Annotated in this window: 14 protein-coding genes; 13 read left to right on the top strand and 1 reads right to left on the bottom strand. The window is 71.0% G+C overall.

The window, feature by feature from the left end; genetic code table 11:
* The first annotated feature begins 31 nt into the window (after positions 1-31).
* From ABMY26_RS01365 to ABMY26_RS01320, 10 genes are read left to right on the top strand one after another with little or no spacing between them, the layout of a single operon-like run.
* Positions 32-526 (top strand): Hcp family type VI secretion system effector, encoded by a 495-nt coding sequence (locus ABMY26_RS01365; RefSeq protein WP_372394683.1) that lies wholly within the window; start codon positions 32-34, stop codon positions 524-526.
* Positions 527-532: 6 nt separating this feature from the next.
* Positions 533-1,036, top strand: a complete 504-nt coding sequence (gene tssE, locus ABMY26_RS01360; RefSeq protein ID WP_372394682.1) for a type VI secretion system baseplate subunit TssE — start codon at positions 533-535, stop codon at positions 1,034-1,036.
* Positions 1,026-2,870 (top strand): type VI secretion system baseplate subunit TssF, encoded by a 1,845-nt coding sequence (tssF, locus tag ABMY26_RS01355; protein ID WP_372394681.1) that lies wholly within the window; start codon positions 1,026-1,028, stop codon positions 2,868-2,870. The genes tssE and tssF overlap by 11 nt, the downstream gene beginning before the upstream one ends.
* Entirely contained in the window at positions 2,867-4,000 is a 1,134-nt protein-coding gene (gene tssG / locus ABMY26_RS01350) for a type VI secretion system baseplate subunit TssG (RefSeq protein WP_372394680.1), read from the top strand. Before tssF ends, tssG begins: the two co-directional genes overlap by 4 nt.
* A gap of 28 nt (positions 4,001-4,028) precedes the next feature.
* On the top strand, positions 4,029-5,132 hold the full coding sequence (locus ABMY26_RS01345) for a type VI secretion system Vgr family protein (protein WP_372394679.1): 1,104 nt from the start codon (positions 4,029-4,031) through the stop codon (positions 5,130-5,132).
* A gap of 33 nt (positions 5,133-5,165) precedes the next feature.
* Positions 5,166-6,626, top strand: a complete 1,461-nt coding sequence (locus ABMY26_RS01340; RefSeq protein WP_372394678.1) for a phage baseplate assembly protein V — start codon at positions 5,166-5,168, stop codon at positions 6,624-6,626.
* A 17-nt stretch (positions 6,627-6,643) separates the two neighbouring features.
* Complete coding sequence (locus ABMY26_RS01335) at positions 6,644-9,358, top strand: DUF2169 domain-containing protein (RefSeq protein ID WP_372394677.1); 2,715 nt, start codon at positions 6,644-6,646, stop codon at positions 9,356-9,358.
* A 5-nt stretch (positions 9,359-9,363) separates the two neighbouring features.
* Positions 9,364-10,473 carry a pentapeptide repeat-containing protein gene (locus tag ABMY26_RS01330; RefSeq protein ID WP_372394676.1) on the top strand — a complete coding sequence of 370 codons (1,110 nt, stop codon included), beginning with the start codon at positions 9,364-9,366 and terminating at the stop codon, positions 10,471-10,473.
* Positions 10,474-10,478: 5 nt separating this feature from the next.
* Positions 10,479-11,117 (top strand): DUF3540 domain-containing protein, encoded by a 639-nt coding sequence (locus tag ABMY26_RS01325; RefSeq protein WP_372394675.1) that lies wholly within the window; start codon positions 10,479-10,481, stop codon positions 11,115-11,117.
* A 13-nt stretch (positions 11,118-11,130) separates the two neighbouring features.
* Positions 11,131-11,526, top strand: coding sequence for a DUF4150 domain-containing protein (locus tag ABMY26_RS01320; protein WP_045583208.1), 396 nt, complete (start codon positions 11,131-11,133; stop codon positions 11,524-11,526).
* Here ABMY26_RS01320 and ABMY26_RS01315 read toward each other — a convergent pair.
* Entirely contained in the window at positions 11,462-14,029 is a 2,568-nt protein-coding gene (locus ABMY26_RS01315) for a methyltransferase domain-containing protein (RefSeq protein ID WP_372394674.1), read from the bottom strand. The two genes, ABMY26_RS01320 and ABMY26_RS01315, sit on opposite strands and share 65 nt — an antisense overlap.
* On the opposite strand from ABMY26_RS01315, the gene ABMY26_RS01310 reads away from it, so the two are divergent.
* From ABMY26_RS01310 to ABMY26_RS01300, 3 genes are read left to right on the top strand one after another with little or no spacing between them, the layout of a single operon-like run.
* Positions 14,028-15,239, top strand: a complete 1,212-nt coding sequence (locus tag ABMY26_RS01310; RefSeq protein WP_372394673.1) for a nucleotide disphospho-sugar-binding domain-containing protein — start codon at positions 14,028-14,030, stop codon at positions 15,237-15,239. The two genes, ABMY26_RS01315 and ABMY26_RS01310, sit on opposite strands and share 2 nt — an antisense overlap.
* Positions 15,236-17,161, top strand: a complete 1,926-nt coding sequence (locus ABMY26_RS01305; protein WP_372394672.1) for a tetratricopeptide repeat protein — start codon at positions 15,236-15,238, stop codon at positions 17,159-17,161. Before ABMY26_RS01310 ends, ABMY26_RS01305 begins: the two co-directional genes overlap by 4 nt.
* Entirely contained in the window at positions 17,158-18,111 is a 954-nt protein-coding gene (locus tag ABMY26_RS01300) for a hypothetical protein (protein WP_372394671.1), read from the top strand. Before ABMY26_RS01305 ends, ABMY26_RS01300 begins: the two co-directional genes overlap by 4 nt.
* Positions 18,112-18,131 lie beyond the last annotated feature (20 nt).

Raw genomic sequence — 18,131 nt, 5'->3', positions numbered from 1 at the left:
ACGAACAGACAATCCCTAGGAGGTCAGAGATATGGACGCCATCATCATGAAGATCGGCGACAAGTTCGCCATCGAAGGCGAGTCGACCCTGGACGGTCACGCCAAGGAAATCGACCTGATCGCGGTCGAGCACGAGATCACCCTGCCGGTCACCTTCGACAAGTCGGGCAACTCGCGCACCCGCGGCCGTTCGCAGCATGGCGACATCATCATCAACAAGTATCTGGACAAGGCCTCGGCCAAGCTGCTGGAAGCCTGCTCCAAGGGCGTCGATCTCGGCAAGGTCCAGCTCTATTACGCCCGCACCCTGGAAGGCAAGTTCGAGCTGTTCTGGGAAGTGGAGATCACCGACGTCTATGTGTCGTCGGTCAAGAACATTTCGCGCCGCGGCCAGGATCTCCCGCAGGAGACCGTGACCCTGAACTACACCTCCATCAAGTGGACCTACAGCCTGTACAACAACCAGGGCACCAAGGACGGTTCGGTGTCGGCCGGCTGGGATCTGGCGCAGAACAAGGCGGCCTAATCCACCGTGTCGCCGTCCAGGCCACATCTGCCTTATCCCGGACGCGCGCCCAAGGGGCGGGCTCTGCTGTTCGAGCGGCTCGTCGACGACGAGCCGGAACGGACGGCGGAGCCTGCGCCGTTCCGTGTCGTCGACGAGCGCGGCATGCTCGACTCCATCTCGCGCGAGCTGTCGTGGCTTCTCAACACCCGCGCCCCGCTGTCGGTCAGGTCGGATTACGCCGCCCCCTTCCGCAGCACCGTCGATTACGGCGGGCCGGATGTCGGGCGGTCGGGCGAGCGCAACCGCGAGGAACTGCTGGCGGTGGCGCAGGAGATCGCGGCGACCGTCACGGCGTTCGAACCGCGGCTGACCTCGGTCACGGTCGCGGTCGACTGGGGGACGCTGAAGAACCGCAGGGTCGCCATGGAATTGTCGGCGCTGATGCGTTTCGCGCGTATCATGCTGCCGGTTTCCTTCGCCATCTATCTCGACGGCGACGGTCAAGCGGAGGTCGGGCATGGCCGGTGAGGAACAGGATCCCCTTCTACCGCACTATCTGCGCGAGATCGCCTACCTGCGCCGCGAAGGGCGCTGGTTCGCGGCGAAATACCCCAAGGTCGCCAACCGGTTGGAGTTCGGGGCCGACGAGTCGGCCGATCCCCATGTCGAGCGGATGATCGAATCCTTCGCCTATCTGGTCGCCCGCCTTCAGCACAACCTCGATTCCGAATTCCTGGAAATTCCCGCCAGCCTGCTGAGCGTGCTGTTCCCGCAGCTGATGGCACCGGTCCCGTCGATGGCGATCGCCAAATTCGTCGTCGGCAACGACGGCGGGCCGTCCACCGGCACGGTGGTGCCGAAGGACCTGCCGCTCTATGCCGAGACCGGCGAAGGCGTGCCGTGCCGCTTCCGCACCGCCTGGCCGCTCGAACTCCAGCCGGTGCGGGTCGTCGATGCCCACCCCGGCAACATGCTGGATTACGAGCTGCCGGACGGCGAGGGCCGCTATGCCGGCGCGATCGAGATCATCGTCACCGGGGCGGGCGCCTCGCTGAACAGCCTGCCGCTCGACCGGCTGCGCTTCTTCATGGGCGGCGACCGCGTGCAGGCCAGCCAGATCTTCGAGATGCTGGCGACCCGGCTGGCCGGGGTGGCGCTGATCGGCGGGGGCACTGGCCGCACGGTGGTCCTGCCGCCGGACTGCCTGCGCTTCGTCGGGCTGGAGGATGACGAGACGGTTCTGCCCGGCAGCGACATGGTGGGCACGCCGCACCGGCTGCTGCAGGAATATTTCACCTTTCCCGACAAGTTCTATTTCTTCGACCTGACCGGGCTGGACCGGCGTCCGGCGGGCGAAACGCTGCGGATCGCGCTGCTGTTCTCGCACATGCCCAAGCGCAACGTCGCCATCGACGCCAACAGCTTCCACCTGGGCTGCGTCCCGGTCATCAACCTGTTCAAGCGCACCAGCGATCCGATCCGCATCACCCACCGCCAGCCGGATTACCGGGTGATCGCCGATTTGCGGCGCGAGGCGACGACCGAGATCCACAGCATCGACGCCGTCCACCTGATCAGCCCCGGCCGTCCCCGGCCACAGCCGGTGAAGCCTTATTTCGCGCTGGATCACCAGGAGGGAGGGCCGGGCTCCCGGCAATCGGGCGATCCCGACGCGCAGGCCGACCGCGACGTCTATTGGCTGGCGCGGCGGCTGTCGGCATCCGCCCCCGGACAGTCCGGCACCGACATGCTGCTGAGCCTGGTCGATCTCGATTTCCACCCCTCGCAGGTGGCCGACAAGATCGCCTATGCCGACGTCACCTGCACCAACCGCGGGCTTGCCGAGCGCATGACGGCGCTGAGCGTGCTGCAGACCGACGAGACGGTGCCGGCGTCGCGCATCCTGCTGCTGACCAAGCCGTCGCGCCAGCTGTCGCCGCCGGCCCATGGGCAGACGCTGTGGCGGCTGGTGTCGACGCTGGCGGTCAACCGCCTGTCCTTCGGCAACGCGCCGCAGCGGCTCGACGCGCTGAAGGAGATCCTGCGGGTCTTCAACCTCGCCCATGCCGCGGTGGTGGAGCAGCAGATCGACGGCATCCGCGCCATGGCGGTCAATCCGGTGGTGCGGCGGCTGGGGGCGGATGCCTGGCGCGGCTTCTGCCGGGGGTCGGAGATCGTCCTGACCTTCGACGAGCGCAACTATGTGGGATCCAGCATCTTCCCCTTCGCCGGCGTGCTGGACCGCTTCTTCGCGGTGCATGCCTCGATGAACTCCTTCACCCAGCTCGCGATCCGCAGCGTCCAGCGCGAAGGGATCCTGCGCGAATGGCCGATCCGTGAAGGCGCGGGCGGGCTGGTATGAGCGATCCCCGCACCGACTCCCCGGCGAACTCCCCGGCCGGACCTCCGGCCGGACCGCCGGCCAGGCCCGCCATGCCGACCGTCCAGCAGCAGCTGGCCGCGGAAGCCTACCGCTTCGACTTCTACCAGGTCGTCAACCTGATCGAGACGATGCGGCCCGACGCCGCCCCGGTCGGCGTCGGCGCGATGCCGGCGCAGGAGCCGCTGCGCTTCGTCCATGTGCCGTCGCAGGCCTTCCCGGCGTCCGACGTGCTGTCGGTCAGCCCGCCGGAGGAGGAGGGCGGGCAGTATCAGGTCTCCACCAGCTTCCTCGGCCTGTCCGGCGCCCATGGGCCGCTGCCGCCGCCCTACAGCCAGTTGCTGCTGGAGCGGAACAGCCGGCGCGACCGCGGGATGAAGGATTTCCTCGGCATCTTCGAGCATCGGCTGGTCGCCCTGCTCTACCAGATCCGCCGCAGGCACCGCACCGGCTTCGAGCGGACCCCGCCCCACCGGACGGCGACCGCGCGCTACCTGTTCAGCCTGATCGGGCTGGGCACGCCGGGCTTGCGCGACCGCATGGCCGTGGCCGACCACTCTCTGCTCCAGCATGCCGGGATGCTGACCCACCGGCCGCGCTCGCTGGCCGCCCTGTGCAGCCTGGTCTCCGCCATCTTCGGCGTGCCGGTGACCGGGCGCAAGCTGATCGGCGCCTGGCAGACGGTCGATGCCCGCGACCGCACCACCCTCGGCCGGAACGGCCGGAACAACCGGCTCGGCCGCGACGTCATGGCCGGCACACGGGTGTGGCAGCAGGATTCGCGTGTCCGGCTGGTGCTGGGCCCGCTGACCGGCGATCAGGTCGCGCGGTTCCTGCCGGACGGCGACGGCTTCGCCGCCCTGTGCGAACTCGGCCATTTCTGCATCGGCGACCGCGCGCTCGACCTGGAGATCGAACTGCAGCCGACGCAGGACGCGCTGCCGCCGCCCATGCTGAGCAGCCGGACCGGTGCCCGGCTGGGCTGGACGTCGCAGCTGCGGACCCGGAGCGGGAGCGAGGGCGGAAGCGGGGGCGGAAGCGGGGACGCCGAAGGGCGGAATGGACGCGGCATCCTGTTCGGGCCGTCCTGGACCGGGACGGGCGCCCTGTGAACGGCCATATGAGCACGGGTGGACAGCAATGAACCAGCTCGACATGACCCTGACGCTCGACGGGATCGGCAGCGATTTCGGCATCGTCGGCTTGGACGGCGAGGAGGCGCTGTTCGGCGACTATGCCTTCGACGTCATCATCGCATCGCCCGACCACACGCTGGACCTCCGGCCGCTGCTGACCATGCCGGCGACGCTGACCCTGCGGGCGGAAACCATGCCGGAGCGCCATTTCAGCGGCGTCGTGCTGTCGGCGACCTTCCTGGGCGACAACCCGCGCAACGCCTTCTACAACATCCGCATCGTCCCGGCCTTCAGCCTGCTGCGGATGACGCGCTGCAGCTGGGTGTTCACCAACAAGACCGTGATCGACATCGTCGAGGAGGTGCTGGACCGCCACGGCATCGCCGACCGCAGCTTCCTGGTGGCGGGCAGCTTTCCGAAGTTCCGGCACTACACGCAGAACAACTGCTCCTCCTTCCAGTTCGTCCGCCGGATCATGGCGGACGAAGGGGTCTATTACTTCTACCGGCACGGGCAGCGGCAGCACACGATGATCGTCCAGGATTACGGCATGCCGTTCGAGAGCTGCGGCGTCACCCTGAACCACGCCTACACCGGCACCCGCCGCTTCCGCCCCGACGAGATCGAATGCTGCAGCCTGGAGCGCCGCGTGGTGCCGAGCCGGCTGGTCACCATCCCGGTCAACACCAACGCCATCCTGCGCCGCCCGGCCGTCACCGACGGCCGCGATCCCTACGACCTGCGCTATGAATGGGCGCATGGCAACGCCACCAGCGCCGACCATCTGGAGGCGTTGAGCGACCGCCGGCAGGCCTCCTTCGAGGCGTCGGCCCATGTGATGCGCGCCCGCAGCCATTGCCCGCTGCTGTGCCCCGGCTACAGCGTCCGCACGACGGGGGCGACCAGGGGCGACCTGAACGGCGATTTCGTGGTGAAGCGCATCCGCCACCGGATCGACCGCGACGGCTATTCCAACGAATTCGTCGCCTTCCCCATCGATTGCCGCTACGTCCCCTTGATGCCGACCGACGAACTGGATATCGACGACAACCACATCGCCCCCTTCGGCGAGCTTCTGGCCCGCAAGAACAACGCCCGCGACCTGTAACCGACGGACCGGGACCGCAAGGAAGGAAGCGCCATGTCACAGGTCGAACTCGCCACCGTCGTCAGCGTGGAGCCGGAAGAGGGCGGGCGGCTCTATGTCCGGCCCACCATGCTGCCGGAGAACAGCGGCCCGATCCTGGCCGACGTCGCGCAATTCTGGGTCGGCGACAATTTCGGCGCCCGCTTCACCCCGCGGCAGGGCGACACCGTCGTCCTGATCTACCCGACCGACGTCACCCACCGGCCCATCGTGATCGCCAGCGTCGCCTCCGACACCAACGACGCCCGCCACACCGTCTACAACCCGACCGGCACCGAGACCGTCCAGGCCAAGCTGGCGAACGTGAAGGACGGGCTGGAGGCGCTGGCCCCCTACCCCGACGACGGGTGGAAGGACAACATCGCCAACGACGCCGACGGCGGTCCCTTCTTCACCCACGACATCAAGGGATACAACGGCCTGAACATGGGGCCGTTTCCATCGGGCAAGTATTTCTCGATCCCGACCTACGACGAGTTCAAGGACAGCCCCGACGACGAGTCGTGCAAGGACGGCAGGCAGGCGGTGCATCCCGATCCGTCCACCAACCGCTGGCGTTCGGTCATCCGGTCGAAGGTGCGGCCGGGAGGCGGCGACGGCGCGGGTGGGGGTGGAGGCGGCGACTATGCGGAGAAGTTCCAGGAGATCGTCCTGGACGACAATCCCGACGCGCCGATGATGGCCTTCACCGCCCGCGGCAAGCGGCTGGACTACACCGACGGCGACCTGCACGAGGTGGTCGACAAGGACCGCCAGGTCCGGGTCGCCGGCAACGATTACCGCTATGTCGCCGGCAGCGAGTTCCTGTTCATCGAGGGAAACCAGAACGTCTACGTGAACGGCGACTACAACAACACCTTCGTCGGCAACAGCAATTCGACCAATTGGGGCGCCGACAACTCGCTGTTCTACGGGTCCACCGAGGATGTCTTCTACGGCGAGGCCCGCGAGGCGATGTACGGCTATTCCTATGGCTACACCAGCGGCAACGCGAAATCGGAAACCTACGGGGACACCGACGATTACCAGAAGGGCTATGCCAAGTCGGTCCATGACGGCGACAGCTGGGACGAGACCTATGGCCTGTCGACCTCGACCTATCACGGCCAGACCCGCGACTATTTCATGGGCGGCAGCATGGAATTGCGGCTGGGCGCCTCGCTGGCGATCTCGCTGTCGGCGGATACCGAGATCTCCGCCGGCCTGAAGGTGGAGCTGACGGTGGCCGGCGTCTTCGCGCTGTTCCTGGGAGGTGCCATCGACATCTATTTCGGCTACAAGATCGAACAGGACGACGGCGCCTTCGTCACCATGAGGAACGGAGCCGCCGTGGAGGCCAACAACGCCGTCGCCGCCGGCAACACGGCCGGCGTCAACGCGAACAATGCCGGCGGCGCCACCGTCAACAACTCGACGGTCACCGCCAACACCACCCCGGTCCAGCTGCTCACCTGACGGGGACCGGACAGATCATGCGCATCATCAAGCCGGCCTGCCTCAGCCTGCTGACCCGGGTCTTCCCGGTGCCGCCCAAGACGCTGTTCGCCGTCACCGGCATCGCCCCCTTCTCCTTCGCCGATCCCGGCCAATTGACGTCGGAAGTGGATTTCTGGAAGACGGCGATGCCCGCCATCGGTGAAACCGTGCTCGACGCCGGCATGCCGAAGCCCTTCGGCGAGGTGCTGGTGGCCGGATCCGCCTTCTCCGATCCGGCGCAAGGCAACCGGGTCGCCGAGGTGAACCTCGCCCTGGGGACGGTGGACAAGCGGCTGCTGGTGTTCGGCGACCGCATGTGGATGCCGGGGGCCGGCGGCTTTTCGATCAGCGAGCCGCTGCCCTTCGACAGCATCCCGCTCGACTACCCGCACGCCTTCGGCGGACCGTCCGACCCGCGCAACCCGGTGGGCATCGGCCTGACCGGCCTCGCCGAGCTGCATGGAAGCACGGTGCCGGTGCGGCTGCCGAATGTAGAGGACGCGCGCCAGCCGATCCTGCGCCCCGGCGACCGGCCGCCTCCGGCAGGGCTCGGCCCGCTGGACCTCGCATGGAGCGAGCGGATGGCCCGCGCCGGCACCTATGACCGCCACTGGCTCGACACCCGTTTCCCCGCGCTGGCCGCCGACGTCGACTGGACCCTGTTCAACGCCGCCCCGCGCGACCAGTGGCTCGGCGGCTACCTGTCGGGCGGGGAGGCATTCTCGATCACCGGCATGCATCCGCGCGACCGCGTGCAGCGCGGCCGGCTGCCGGCGATCCGCTGCCGCTGCCTGCTGGAGGTGGTGCGCGACGGCATCGCCCGGCGGCTCGACGTACCGCTGACCATCGACACCGCCTGGCTGTTCCCCAACGCGTCGCTCGGCGCGCTGCTGTTCCGCGGCGCCATCGAGGTGACGGACATGGACGGCCGGGACGTCAGGACGCTGATGCTGGCCTGGGAACGCGCCGCCGATCCCCCGCGCCCGACCGCCTATTACGAGGAGATCCTGGCGCTGCGGCTGGATCCCAAGCAGGGATACCTGCATGCGCTGGCCGACCACCAGCTCTCCCCGCCGCCGTCGGCCGAGGCCGAGGCGGCCAAGCGTGCCCGCCACGAGTCCGCCATCGACCGCGAGGTGGCGCGGATGCAGGAATCGGCCAGCCGCCGCGTCGCCGACATCCAGGCAAAGCTGGATGCGGACGGCGCGGTCGACCGCGACGGCCGGCCGGTGGTGGTGCCGCAGCCGGTGATCGGGCGCAAGGACATGGGCTTTCCCACCGCGCCGGAGATCGCGGACGAGGTCGATCTGGTCGCCCTGATGGCCTGGGCCGACGAAAAGGGGAAGGAGGCGCGCGTTTTCGCCGACGCCAAGCGGGCGGAGGCCGAAGCCCAGCTGGCGGAACAGCGCCACGCCGCCGGCCTTCCCCGGCCCGGCGAGGAGGAAAGCGCCGAACAGCGTGCCGCCCGCGCCGAGCGGGAATGGCCCGACGCTCTGACCCGCGCCAGCTGGCTGCCGCCGGACCGCCGCCGCGCCGGAGCCCCAGCGGAGGCGCCGCTGGACTTCCTGGCCGGGCTCGACCTCGACCCCGATCTCCTGGGCCCGGGCCCGGTGGCGACGATCGAAGACGGGGCGGAGAAGGCCCGCATCGCCATGGCGACCGCAAGGCTGCATGCGCCCGTCGCCACCATGCCGATGCAGCCGATGCTGCCGGAGACCGCGGCGCGGCTGGGGGCGCAGGCGCTGGCCTGGAAGGCGGCGGGGGAGCCGCTGGCCGGGCGCGACCTGGCGGGTGCGGACCTCGCCGGGGCCGACCTGTCGGGGCTGGACCTGACCGGCATCCTGCTGGAGCGCGCCGACCTGCGCGGCGCCCGGCTCGACGGCTGCATCCTCGACCGCGCGGTGCTGGTGGAGACGCTGCTGGACGGCGCGTCGCTGGCGGGATGCTCCCTGACAGGTGCCAACCTCGCCAGGGTCCGGGCGACGGGAACGGTCTTCGCCGGATCGGCGATGGCCGGGGCGAATGCGATGGAAGCCTGCCTGGACGGGGCAGACCTGTCGCGCTGCGCATTGGGCAAGCTGTTCGCGCTCGACGCCAGCCTGCGCGGCGCCCGGCTGGCCGGGGCCGACCTTGCCGGCGCCACCCTGCTGCAGGCCGACCTTACCGGCGCCGACCTGACCGGCTCGGTGATGGACGGGGCGGTGCTGATCGACGCCCGTGCCGAGCAGGCAGATTTCTCACGCGCCCGCATGGCGCGCACCCAGCTGTTGAATGTGCGGATGGCGGGTGCCCGCTTCCGGCAGGCCGATATCGCCACCCTGATCGTCGGCGGCACCACCATGCTGGCCGGCGCCGACGCCAGCGACGCCGACGGCACGAAATCGGCGTGGCACGGCATCGACCTGCGCGGGGCCGATTTCACCGGCGCGCGGCTGAACGAGGCGGATTTCGGCGATGCCGACCTGAGCGGCGCGCGGATGAGCGGCGCGTCGCTGGTCCGCGCCAACCTGGGCGGCGCCAACCTGACCGGGGCCGATCTCTATGGAGCCAACCTGATGGAGGCGATCCTGCGCCGCGCCTTGCTGACCGGCGCCGACCTGACCGGGGCCAACCTCTATTCGGCGATGCTGGACAATGCCGACCTGACCGATGCGGTGCTGGAGGGCGCACGGATCGGCCGCACCATCTTCACCCGGCAGAAGCCATGGTGACGGGCATGATGGGAATGGGCCTGCACCGGGGCGGCGATCCCCGAGCGGCGATGCGCGACGCGGTGGACGTCCACCGCTGCCTGAACGGCGGAGACCTGTCCGGCGCCGACCTCGCCGGCGAAGCCTACGACGTCGCCATGCTGAATTCGGTGCGGCTCACCGGCGCCCGCATGGCCGGCGGCCGCTGGAACAAGATGACGCTGGTGCAGTGCGATTGCGGGGAGGCCGACCTGTCGCAGGCCGCGCTGTCGCTGTCGGTCTTCACCCTCAGCCGGTTCGAGCGCGCGGATTTCCGCGGCGCCCGGCTGGACGGCGTGATGTTCGTCGAATGCGCGCTGGCGGGGGCCGATTTCACCGGCGCCACCCTGTCGCGCTGCAATTTCGCCAATTGCGACCTCGGCGGGGTCAGCTTCCGCGGCGCGGCGATGGACAATTGCACCATGCTGACCTGCCGGCTGGACGGCATGGACGTCAGCGGGGCGGCGCTGTCCTTCATGACGCTGACGGAGCCGGACTTCACCCGGCTGCGCTTCGCCGGCACCCGCTTCCACGCCATCGCCGCGCTGAAGGCCAACCTGCGCGGGCTGTCGCTGGCCGGGCTGAGCCTGCGGCAATGCACGGTGATGGAAAGCGACATGGAGGGGGTCGACCTGACCGGCGCCGACATCACCCAGTCGCTGTTCTCCAAATCCAACCTGCGCGGCACCCGGCTGCGCGGCGTCCAGGCGATGCGCTGCCTGTTCGACGAGGCCGACCTGACCGGCGCCGACCTCTCCGGCAGCATGCTTGCCCAATCCAACTTCTCCGGCGCGCTGCTGACCGGCGCCGACCTGTCGCGCTGCAACCTGGAACAGGCGCAGTTCACCGGCGCACGCGCCGGTGGCGCGGTGTTCGCCGGGTCGAAGCTCGATGCCGCATCGCTGGCCAATGCCGATGTCAGCGGCGCCGACCTCAGCGGCTGCACGGTCGCGCTGGCGGACCTGCACGGGCTGACCGATACGGGCGCCCTGTGGGCCGGCACCAACCGCCGAAAAGCACTCGACACCGACGCCGAAAAGCTGGATGCGCAGAGTTTCATTCCCCGGCGGCGGCCGGGAACCGCTGGCAGGGGGTAGGAACCATGGGACACATGCAGGGCGAATTCGCGGAGCCGCTGAACGCGGCAGCGGTGAAGGCGGCATCGATGATGGGGCCCCGCCTGGAAGACGGCATCCTGACCGGCGGGCGCGAGGGGGAATGGCTGGTCGAGTGCCGGGGCCGGATGACGGTCGCCCGCCGCGCCGCCTCCTGCCTGCTGGTGCCCGGTGCGGGCGACCGGGTGCTGACCGCCGACCTCGGGGGGGAGAGCTATATCCTGGCGGTGCTGGACCGCGGCGCGGCCTCCGCACCCGCGGAGATCGCGGTGGCGGACGCCGGCAGCCTGCTGATCCAGGCGCCGCGCCTGACCCTGCGGGCGGAGGACGCGCAGCTGGACGCCACCACGCTGAAGGCCGCCGGCCGGCGGCTGACCCTGCTGTATGACGAAGCGGCGGCGACGGTCGGCCGGCTGACGGCGGTGGCGACGCTGGTCCATTCGGTGATCGACCGGCTGCTCCAGCAGGCGCGCAGCGTCACCCGGACGGTGGACGGGGTGGAGACGGTCAAGGCGGCGCACATGGTGCTGGAAGCCACCGAGACGGTGGTGGTCAAGGGGCGCCAGAGCTTCGTCGGCGCCGAGGAAGACGCCGTGATCCGCGGCAAACGCGTCAATCTGGGCTGAGGAAAGACACGCCATGTTCGCCAATTGCCAGCTCGGCGGCCTCAATCTGGGCTTTCCCGACGTCTGCCTGACCCCGATCCTCGTGCCGGTCCCGATCCCCTACCCCAACATCTCGATGGGGCCGATGGCGATCCCGACCGCACCGAACATCCTGATGTCCTGCGCGCCCGGCCACAACCTGATGACCATCACCCCCATGAGCATGGGCGACACCCCCGGCGTCAACATGGGGGTCGCCTCCGGCATGGTGATGGGACCGACCCGGCACCTGCTCGGCAGCTTCGGCATCTTCCTCAACGGCCCGCCCGCCGCCAAGATGCTTGGGCTGACCGGCCAGAACGGCCTCAGCCCGAACGCGCCGGGCCTCTCGCTGGTTCCGGCGCAGGTGTCCGTCCTGCTGATGATCTGAGGCGGCAGAAGAACTGGTACATGCCGAGGAAGCTCGCCGGATGATCCCGCTCGAACCGATCCCAGCACCGCAGGTCGTCCATCGTCAGATCGGGCGCCGCGTCCTGCGGCGTGGCCTGGGGCGCGTGTCGGCGGTAGGACGCGGCCAGCGCCGGGTCGAGGGAATCGAAGCCCAGGAACTCCAGCCCCAGCGCGTCCAGCGTCTCGCCGATCTGCGGCAGGGTGAAACGGTGCTCGCACGCATGCATCAGGAGATCGCGGAAGCCGCCGGCGGTGGCGCAATCGCGCCAGCCGGCAAGCGCCTTGTGGTCGGGATGGCGGGCCAGCGCGGCGCGCGCGGCGCGGATGCCGGCCGGCGTCGGCCGGTAGCCCTCCGCCGCCAGCCATGCCGATGCGCGCGTGACCTGCCGCCGCGCGATGTCGCTGTAGAGGCCGATCTTCAGAAGCCCGTCCGGGGCCAGATGGCGCAGCAGCGCCTGCCAGCCCTCCAGCGGCCGTTCCAGATGGTGCAGCACGCCGACGCATTCGATCAGGTCGAACCGCGCACCGTCTCCCGGCCAGTGGCGGAGGTCGGCATGGTGGAAGGCGATGTTGCCCACCCCCAGCCGTTCGGCCATGCGCATGGCGCGGCCGAGGCTGGGCAGGCTGATGTCGAGCGCCACCACCCGCGCCCGCGGATACCGCATCGCGATGCCGACCGGATGCATGCCGCTGCCGCAGCCGGCGACCAGAATCCGCAGATCGTCCGGCGGTGCCGGCAGGTCGCTGCGGCAGGGCAGCGCCCAGCGCAGGAACAGACCGGGCGAATGGGGCGGCGGCCGGAAGACGTCGGTCCAGGCCGGATAGGGATGCTCGGCATATTGTCCGGCGACGCGCCGGGTGACCTCGTCGCCCGGCTCACTGCGGGCGAGCCGCTGCGCCAGCATGCGTTCGCGGGCCGGCTCGCGGATGTGGCGGTCGACCAGCCGGCCGAGCTCCTCGTCGCCGTCGGCCAGCCGGGCGGCGGCCTCCGGCAGGAGGCGGCATTGCGCCAGCGCCGCCAGCGTCAGGCGGCCCGCATCGTCCAAAGGTCCGGCGGCGCGGTCGGCCAGCCGGGCGGCCAACCGCTCGGCCCGTTCTGCAAGCTCCGGGGTCTCCTCCCAGGCGAAGCCGGTGTTGAAGGCCTGCATCGCCAGCGTCACCGCCGGGCCGAAGGCCGCGGCCGGCAAGCCCATCCCCTCGTCCAGCAGGGCGACCAGGGCATCGCGCAACGCCGTCAACAGCCGCTCCAGCCGGATGTCCGGAACGGGAATCCGCCGCAACAGCGGGCGGGCCAATTCTCCCTCCAGCGCCGCCAGCCGGGCGGGACGGAGCCAGCAGGCGCGCAGCGCATCTCCGGCGGCGGCTCCCCCGTCCTCATCCCGGTCCAGGTCTCCGGCCAACGCCAGCAAATCCTCCAGACCGTCCTCCGCCAGCGCCAGACGGAGGGCGCAGGGGGCGATCCGTTCCGGTTCGATGCCGGGGCGGGTCAGGCAGTCGAGGACCAGCGCGCGGTCCGCCGCGTAACCGGCACCGGGCAGCCGCATGGTCAGGTCGGCGAACAGCATCAGCAATGTCGGGTCGCCGGGCGCCGCGGCGCAACCGGCCCGCAGGGCGTCGAGCGCCTCGCCCAGCCGCCCGGCGGCCACCAGCGCGCGCACCCGCCCGGCATGGCCGCCCGGCGCACGCGGCGCGCGTACCACCGCTTTGCCGAACCAGTCCAGCGCCTCGTCCAGCCGCCATTGCCGCAGGGCAAGGAAGCCGAGAACGAGCGCGCTGGGGGCGGAGCCGGCAGCAGCAGCCTCCACCTGCCGCAGCCGCTCCGCCGCCTCTCCCATCCGGCCGGCATCGTAGGCATGCAGCCCGGCGTCGTGCAGCAGCTCCAGAAAGCGCCGGTCGGCGCTCCGGCCTGCGGATCGCCCGACGGCGTCGAGCCGGCCCCGGCGGACCAGGAAATTGCAGGCTGCCGCAGCCCCTGCCGCGCGGGCGATGCCGCGCGCCTGCCGGCACAGCGCCGCGCCATGGCCCGGAACGACGACCAGCGCGCGGGCGACTGCCCGATCCGCCGCCGCACAATCCTCCAGGCCGGACGCGAGCGCGGCCCAGCCGTCGGCCATCGCCGGGGCGAGCGCCAGCGCCATGCGGGCCGCATGATGCGCCTCATTGGCCGCACCATCGGCCCCCCCATTGGCAGACGCCACCAGCGCGCGGGCCAAACCGTCGAGCCGGTCGCCGGATCGGGCATCTTCCAAGGAGCCTCGGCAGGCCAGACGGAACCAGCGGACCGCCTCGCCCGCCCGGCCCTGGGCCAGCACGGCTTCGCCGCGCAGGAGCAGCCACTCCCCGTCCGCGGCGGCATCGCGCGCCGGGAGGCGCAGGGCCGCCGCCGCCATCCCCTCGGCCTGTTCGGCAAGCCCCTGCCGCAGGACACGCCACGCCGCATCCGCATCTGCGGGGTGCGGCTGGTGCATGATTGGAGCTGACATGGCACGCATTCTCCTCGCCTGGGAACTCGGCACCGGATACGGCCACGCCGCCCGGCTGAAGATCGTCGGCGATGCGCTGGCCGCCGCCGGTCACGACCTGATCTTCGCGGTCCGCCACATCGATCAGGCAGCCGAGATCCTGGGCTACACTTCGCTTGTCCAGGCGCCGTCGGTCAATCCCGAACGCGGACGGCGGGCATCGCCGGTCCCGGTGCGCTCCTACAACGACATCCTGCACGCGGTGGGATTCACCGATCCCGCCTGTGCCCTGCCGATCCTGGCGGCGTGGGAAACCCAGCTGTCGCTGATCCGCCCCGATCTGGTGATCGCCGACAGCAGCCCGTTCCTGGCGCTGGCGCTGTATGGCCGCTGCCCGCTGGTGACGGTGGGCGACGGCTATACCCAGCCGCCGCTGCATCTGGACGACATGCCGCTGCTCGACCTCGGATCCCCGCCGCACGGCACGGCACTTGACCCGACGCCCGGCGTGCAGACGGAGCGCATCCTGGAGGCGATGGAGCATCTCCAGACGCTGCGCGGCCAGCCGGTGCCGCCCGGCCTGCCGGCCCTGCTGGGCGGCCGGCGGCAGTTCGTCTGCACCCTGCCGGAGCTGGATCCCTATGCGGATCTGCGGCTGGAGCCGGCGCTCGGGCCGCTGACGCCGCTGCCCGCCCCGATGCTGCCGGCCACCCAGACGGCCACGCCAACAGAGGCCGGCGCCTTCGTCTATCTCGGTGCGGACTATCCGCCGACCGACCGGGTGATGGACGCCATCCTGGCGGCCGGCGTGCCGGTCGCCGTCCATCTGCGCCGCGCACCGGCCGCCCTGCGCGAGCGGCTGCGCGCCCGCGGCGCGGTGGTGCACGACACGCCGCCGCCGCTCGATGCCATGCTGGCCGCCCATGCGATCGCGGTCCACCATGGCGGTTCGGCCACCGCCGCGACCGCGCTGGCCGCCGGCCGGCCGCAGCTGATCGTCGGCCAGCATCTGGAACACCGGCTGAACGCCGGTGCGCTGGGCCGGCAGGGGGTGAGCCGCGACATCGCCGGCGCTGCGGAGGCGGAGGCCGCCGGCGCCGTGCTGGCCGACATGCTGCAGGATGCGGCGCTGTTCGACCGCGCCGCCGCCGCCGCAAGGCGGATCGCCGAACGCCGCGCACCCTCCCCGGTCGGAGCGGTGGTCCGCGCCTGCGAAGAGTTGGTGGCATGACGGCGGAACGGTTCGACACGCCGGCCCATGCGCTCGACCGGGCGCTCGAGGAACAGCGGGCCGGCCGTCCCGGTCAGGCCGTGGGCATCCTGGCACAGCTGGTCAGGGCGTTTCCCGGCTACACGCCCGCCTATGTCATGCTCGGCGGCCTGCAGGTCACGCTGGGGCGCCTGGACGACGCGGTCCGGACGCTGGGCGTGGCATTGCTGCAGGACGAGCGGTCGGCCGCCGCCTACAGCAACCTCGGCAACGCGCACCGCCTCGCCGGCCGGCTGGACGAGGCGATCCTGTGCCTGCGCCGCGCCCTCCAGCTGGAACGGGAGGGGCCGCACCCGCAATCGCCAGCGATCCGCTGCAACCATGCCTCCGCCCTGGACGCGGCCGGCCGGCGGGAGGAGGCGGCCGCCCTCTACAAGGAAGCCATCCGGCTGTTTCCGGACAGCGACCAGCCGCTGCTGGGCCTGGCGGAGATGCTGGGACGGGCGGGCAACCTCGCCGCCGCCATCTCCCTCACCCGGCAGGCGGTGCGGGTGGCGGACGAGAAGCTGGCGCCGCTCCTGGGGTTGTCGCAGCTCTACCGGCGGGCCGGCTGGTTCGCGGCGGCCCTCGACGCCACGGAGCGGGCGTTGTCGCTCGACAGCTCCAACCCGCGCGCCCTGTTCGACCACGGCCTGAACTGTCTGGCGCTGGGCCGCGCCGACGAGGCGCTGCGCCGGCTGGACGAGGCGAAGACGCTGATGCCCCGGCTCCCCGGTATCGAGCTGTGGCGGGGCCGCGCGCTGCTGGCGGCCGGCCGGGCGCGCGACGCCGCCCGCATCTTCATCGCCCTGATCCGGGAGACGCCGGGGGACGCCGGACCCTATCTGGGGTTGGGGCAGGCCCTGCGCACGGAGGGCAAGCTGGACGATGCGCTGAAATGCTTCGCCCAGGCGCTCGACCGCGACCCCGCCCTGTTGCCGGCGGAAAAGCACCGGGTGGAAACGCTGCTGGTCAAGGGCGATTATGCCGGGGCATGGCCGGCCTATGCCCGGCTGATGGATGCGGGCGGTCCCGGTGACTCAGGCGGCTCCGGCGGCGGCTCCGGCGGCGATGCGGAGGAGCCGTTCCGCGCCCTGCCCCCCTGGTGCGGCGAACCGCTGGAGGGTGCGACCCTGGTGGTCGACGCCCGGTTGCCGCTGATCGACGCCATCCTGTTCGCCCGCTTCCTGCCGGCATTGGCCGAGGGGGCGGCCGAGGGGGCGGCCGAGGGGGCGGGACGGCTGGAGGTGCGGACGACGCCGGCCCTGGCCCCGCTGTTCGCCCGCCTGCCGGGGGTCGCGGCGGTGCGCGTGCGTGCCGGCGCCTTCGACGCCGGCACGCTGCGCTACAGCCTGGCCGCCCTGCCCGGCGATTTCCGGATCCGGCCGGACGGGCTGCCGCCCTGGCAACCCTATCTCGGCCTTCCGCCTGCCGGCGATCCGACTTCCGACGATCCCCCGGGCGCCGGCCGGCTTCGCGTCGCGGTCCAGGGATGGCGGCTGCGGGACCGCGCAGAGGGCTGGTTCGCCGATGCCGATGCATTGGAGCGTGGACCGGAAACGGATTGGACGCTGGATGGAGACGGCTGCGTCGTCGGGTCGCCGGCGGAGTTGCTGGCCCTCCTCGACGGCTTCGACGCGCTGATCTCGCCCGATCATCCCCTGGCCCATCTGGCAGCCGCCGCCGGCAAGCCGGTGCTGGTGGTGCCGGCGGACGACGGCAGCCGGCCGGTTCATTGGGTTTGGCCGCGCGACCGCGCCGACAGCGCCTGGTATCCGACCGCGCGGATCCGGCGGTCCGCTCCCTCCCTGCCGAACGCCCACGGCAACACCGACGCCGATGCCGACTTCGACGCCGACGTCCGCGGCTGGCTGGCGGCACTGCGGAAGGATGGGCGCCGATGATGCCGTCGATCCGCCTCGGCAGCCTGCGCCACGGGCCGGGTGCCGCCCCGTCCCAGGTGGCGCGCGGCTTCCTGAGCTGGGGCTTCGCGATCATGGAGGGGGTTCTGCCCGCCCACGATCTCGGCCGTCTCGATGGGGAGGCGACGGCCCTGATGGCGGAACGGCGCCGCACGATGGAGGCCGATCCCGCCCTGCGGGACCGGTTGGCGGCGCAGGCGCCGGACGCGCATCGCGCCCGCGCCATGGCGGTGGCGGCCGGCCGGCTGGAAATCCGCGACATGCCGCCGCCCTGGAACGATCCGGCGACGGCGATGGGCTGGTTCGCCCGCCCGCCGCTGAACCGCCTGCTGGCAGAGATCTTCGGAGCCGAGCCGCTGGCCCTGCTCGCCGGCTTTTCCGGGCTGCGCCATCACGCCGCCGGTCCGGACCCGATGGATCTGGGCTTCCATCAGGACGGCGCGGCATTCGGGGAGGATGTGCCGATGCTGATCGCCTGGATGCCGCTGACCCCGGCCGGCCTGGAGAGCACGACGATCCAGCTCGTCGCCGCCGCGGTCGACCGGCTGATGTGGGCGGACGGGCCGGAGGGCGGCAATCCCTGGGACTTCGAGCTGCCGTGGCGGCAGGTGGCCCGCGCCTATCCCGACGTCGCGCTGTGGCAGCCGGTCATCGCGCCCGGCAGCGTCCTGCTCATGAACCAGCGCGCCATCCACCGCACCTGCCGGGAGCCGTGCATGGACCGCGGCTTCTTCTCGCTGATCCTGCGCGTGATCCGGGCGCGGGACGCGGAAAGGCTGCTGGCGCGCTTCCCCCACCCGACGCCCCTGGCGATCTTCGCACCGGCGGAGGGGAGCGGAGATGGCGGCGGAGATGGTGGCCCGCGCTATCGCCTTCAGCGGATCGGGGAGGCGGGGGGAACGACCGTTCGACCCGCCGACAATACGATTTAAATATTCCTTATGGACAATGG

It is taken from the genome of Azospirillum sp. HJ39, assembly GCF_041507355.1.
GTDB classification, from domain to species: domain Bacteria; phylum Pseudomonadota; class Alphaproteobacteria; order Azospirillales; family Azospirillaceae; genus Azospirillum; species Azospirillum thiophilum.
Note: the sequence above shows the minus strand (reverse complement) of the source record. Positions and strands in the feature narration are given on the sequence as shown.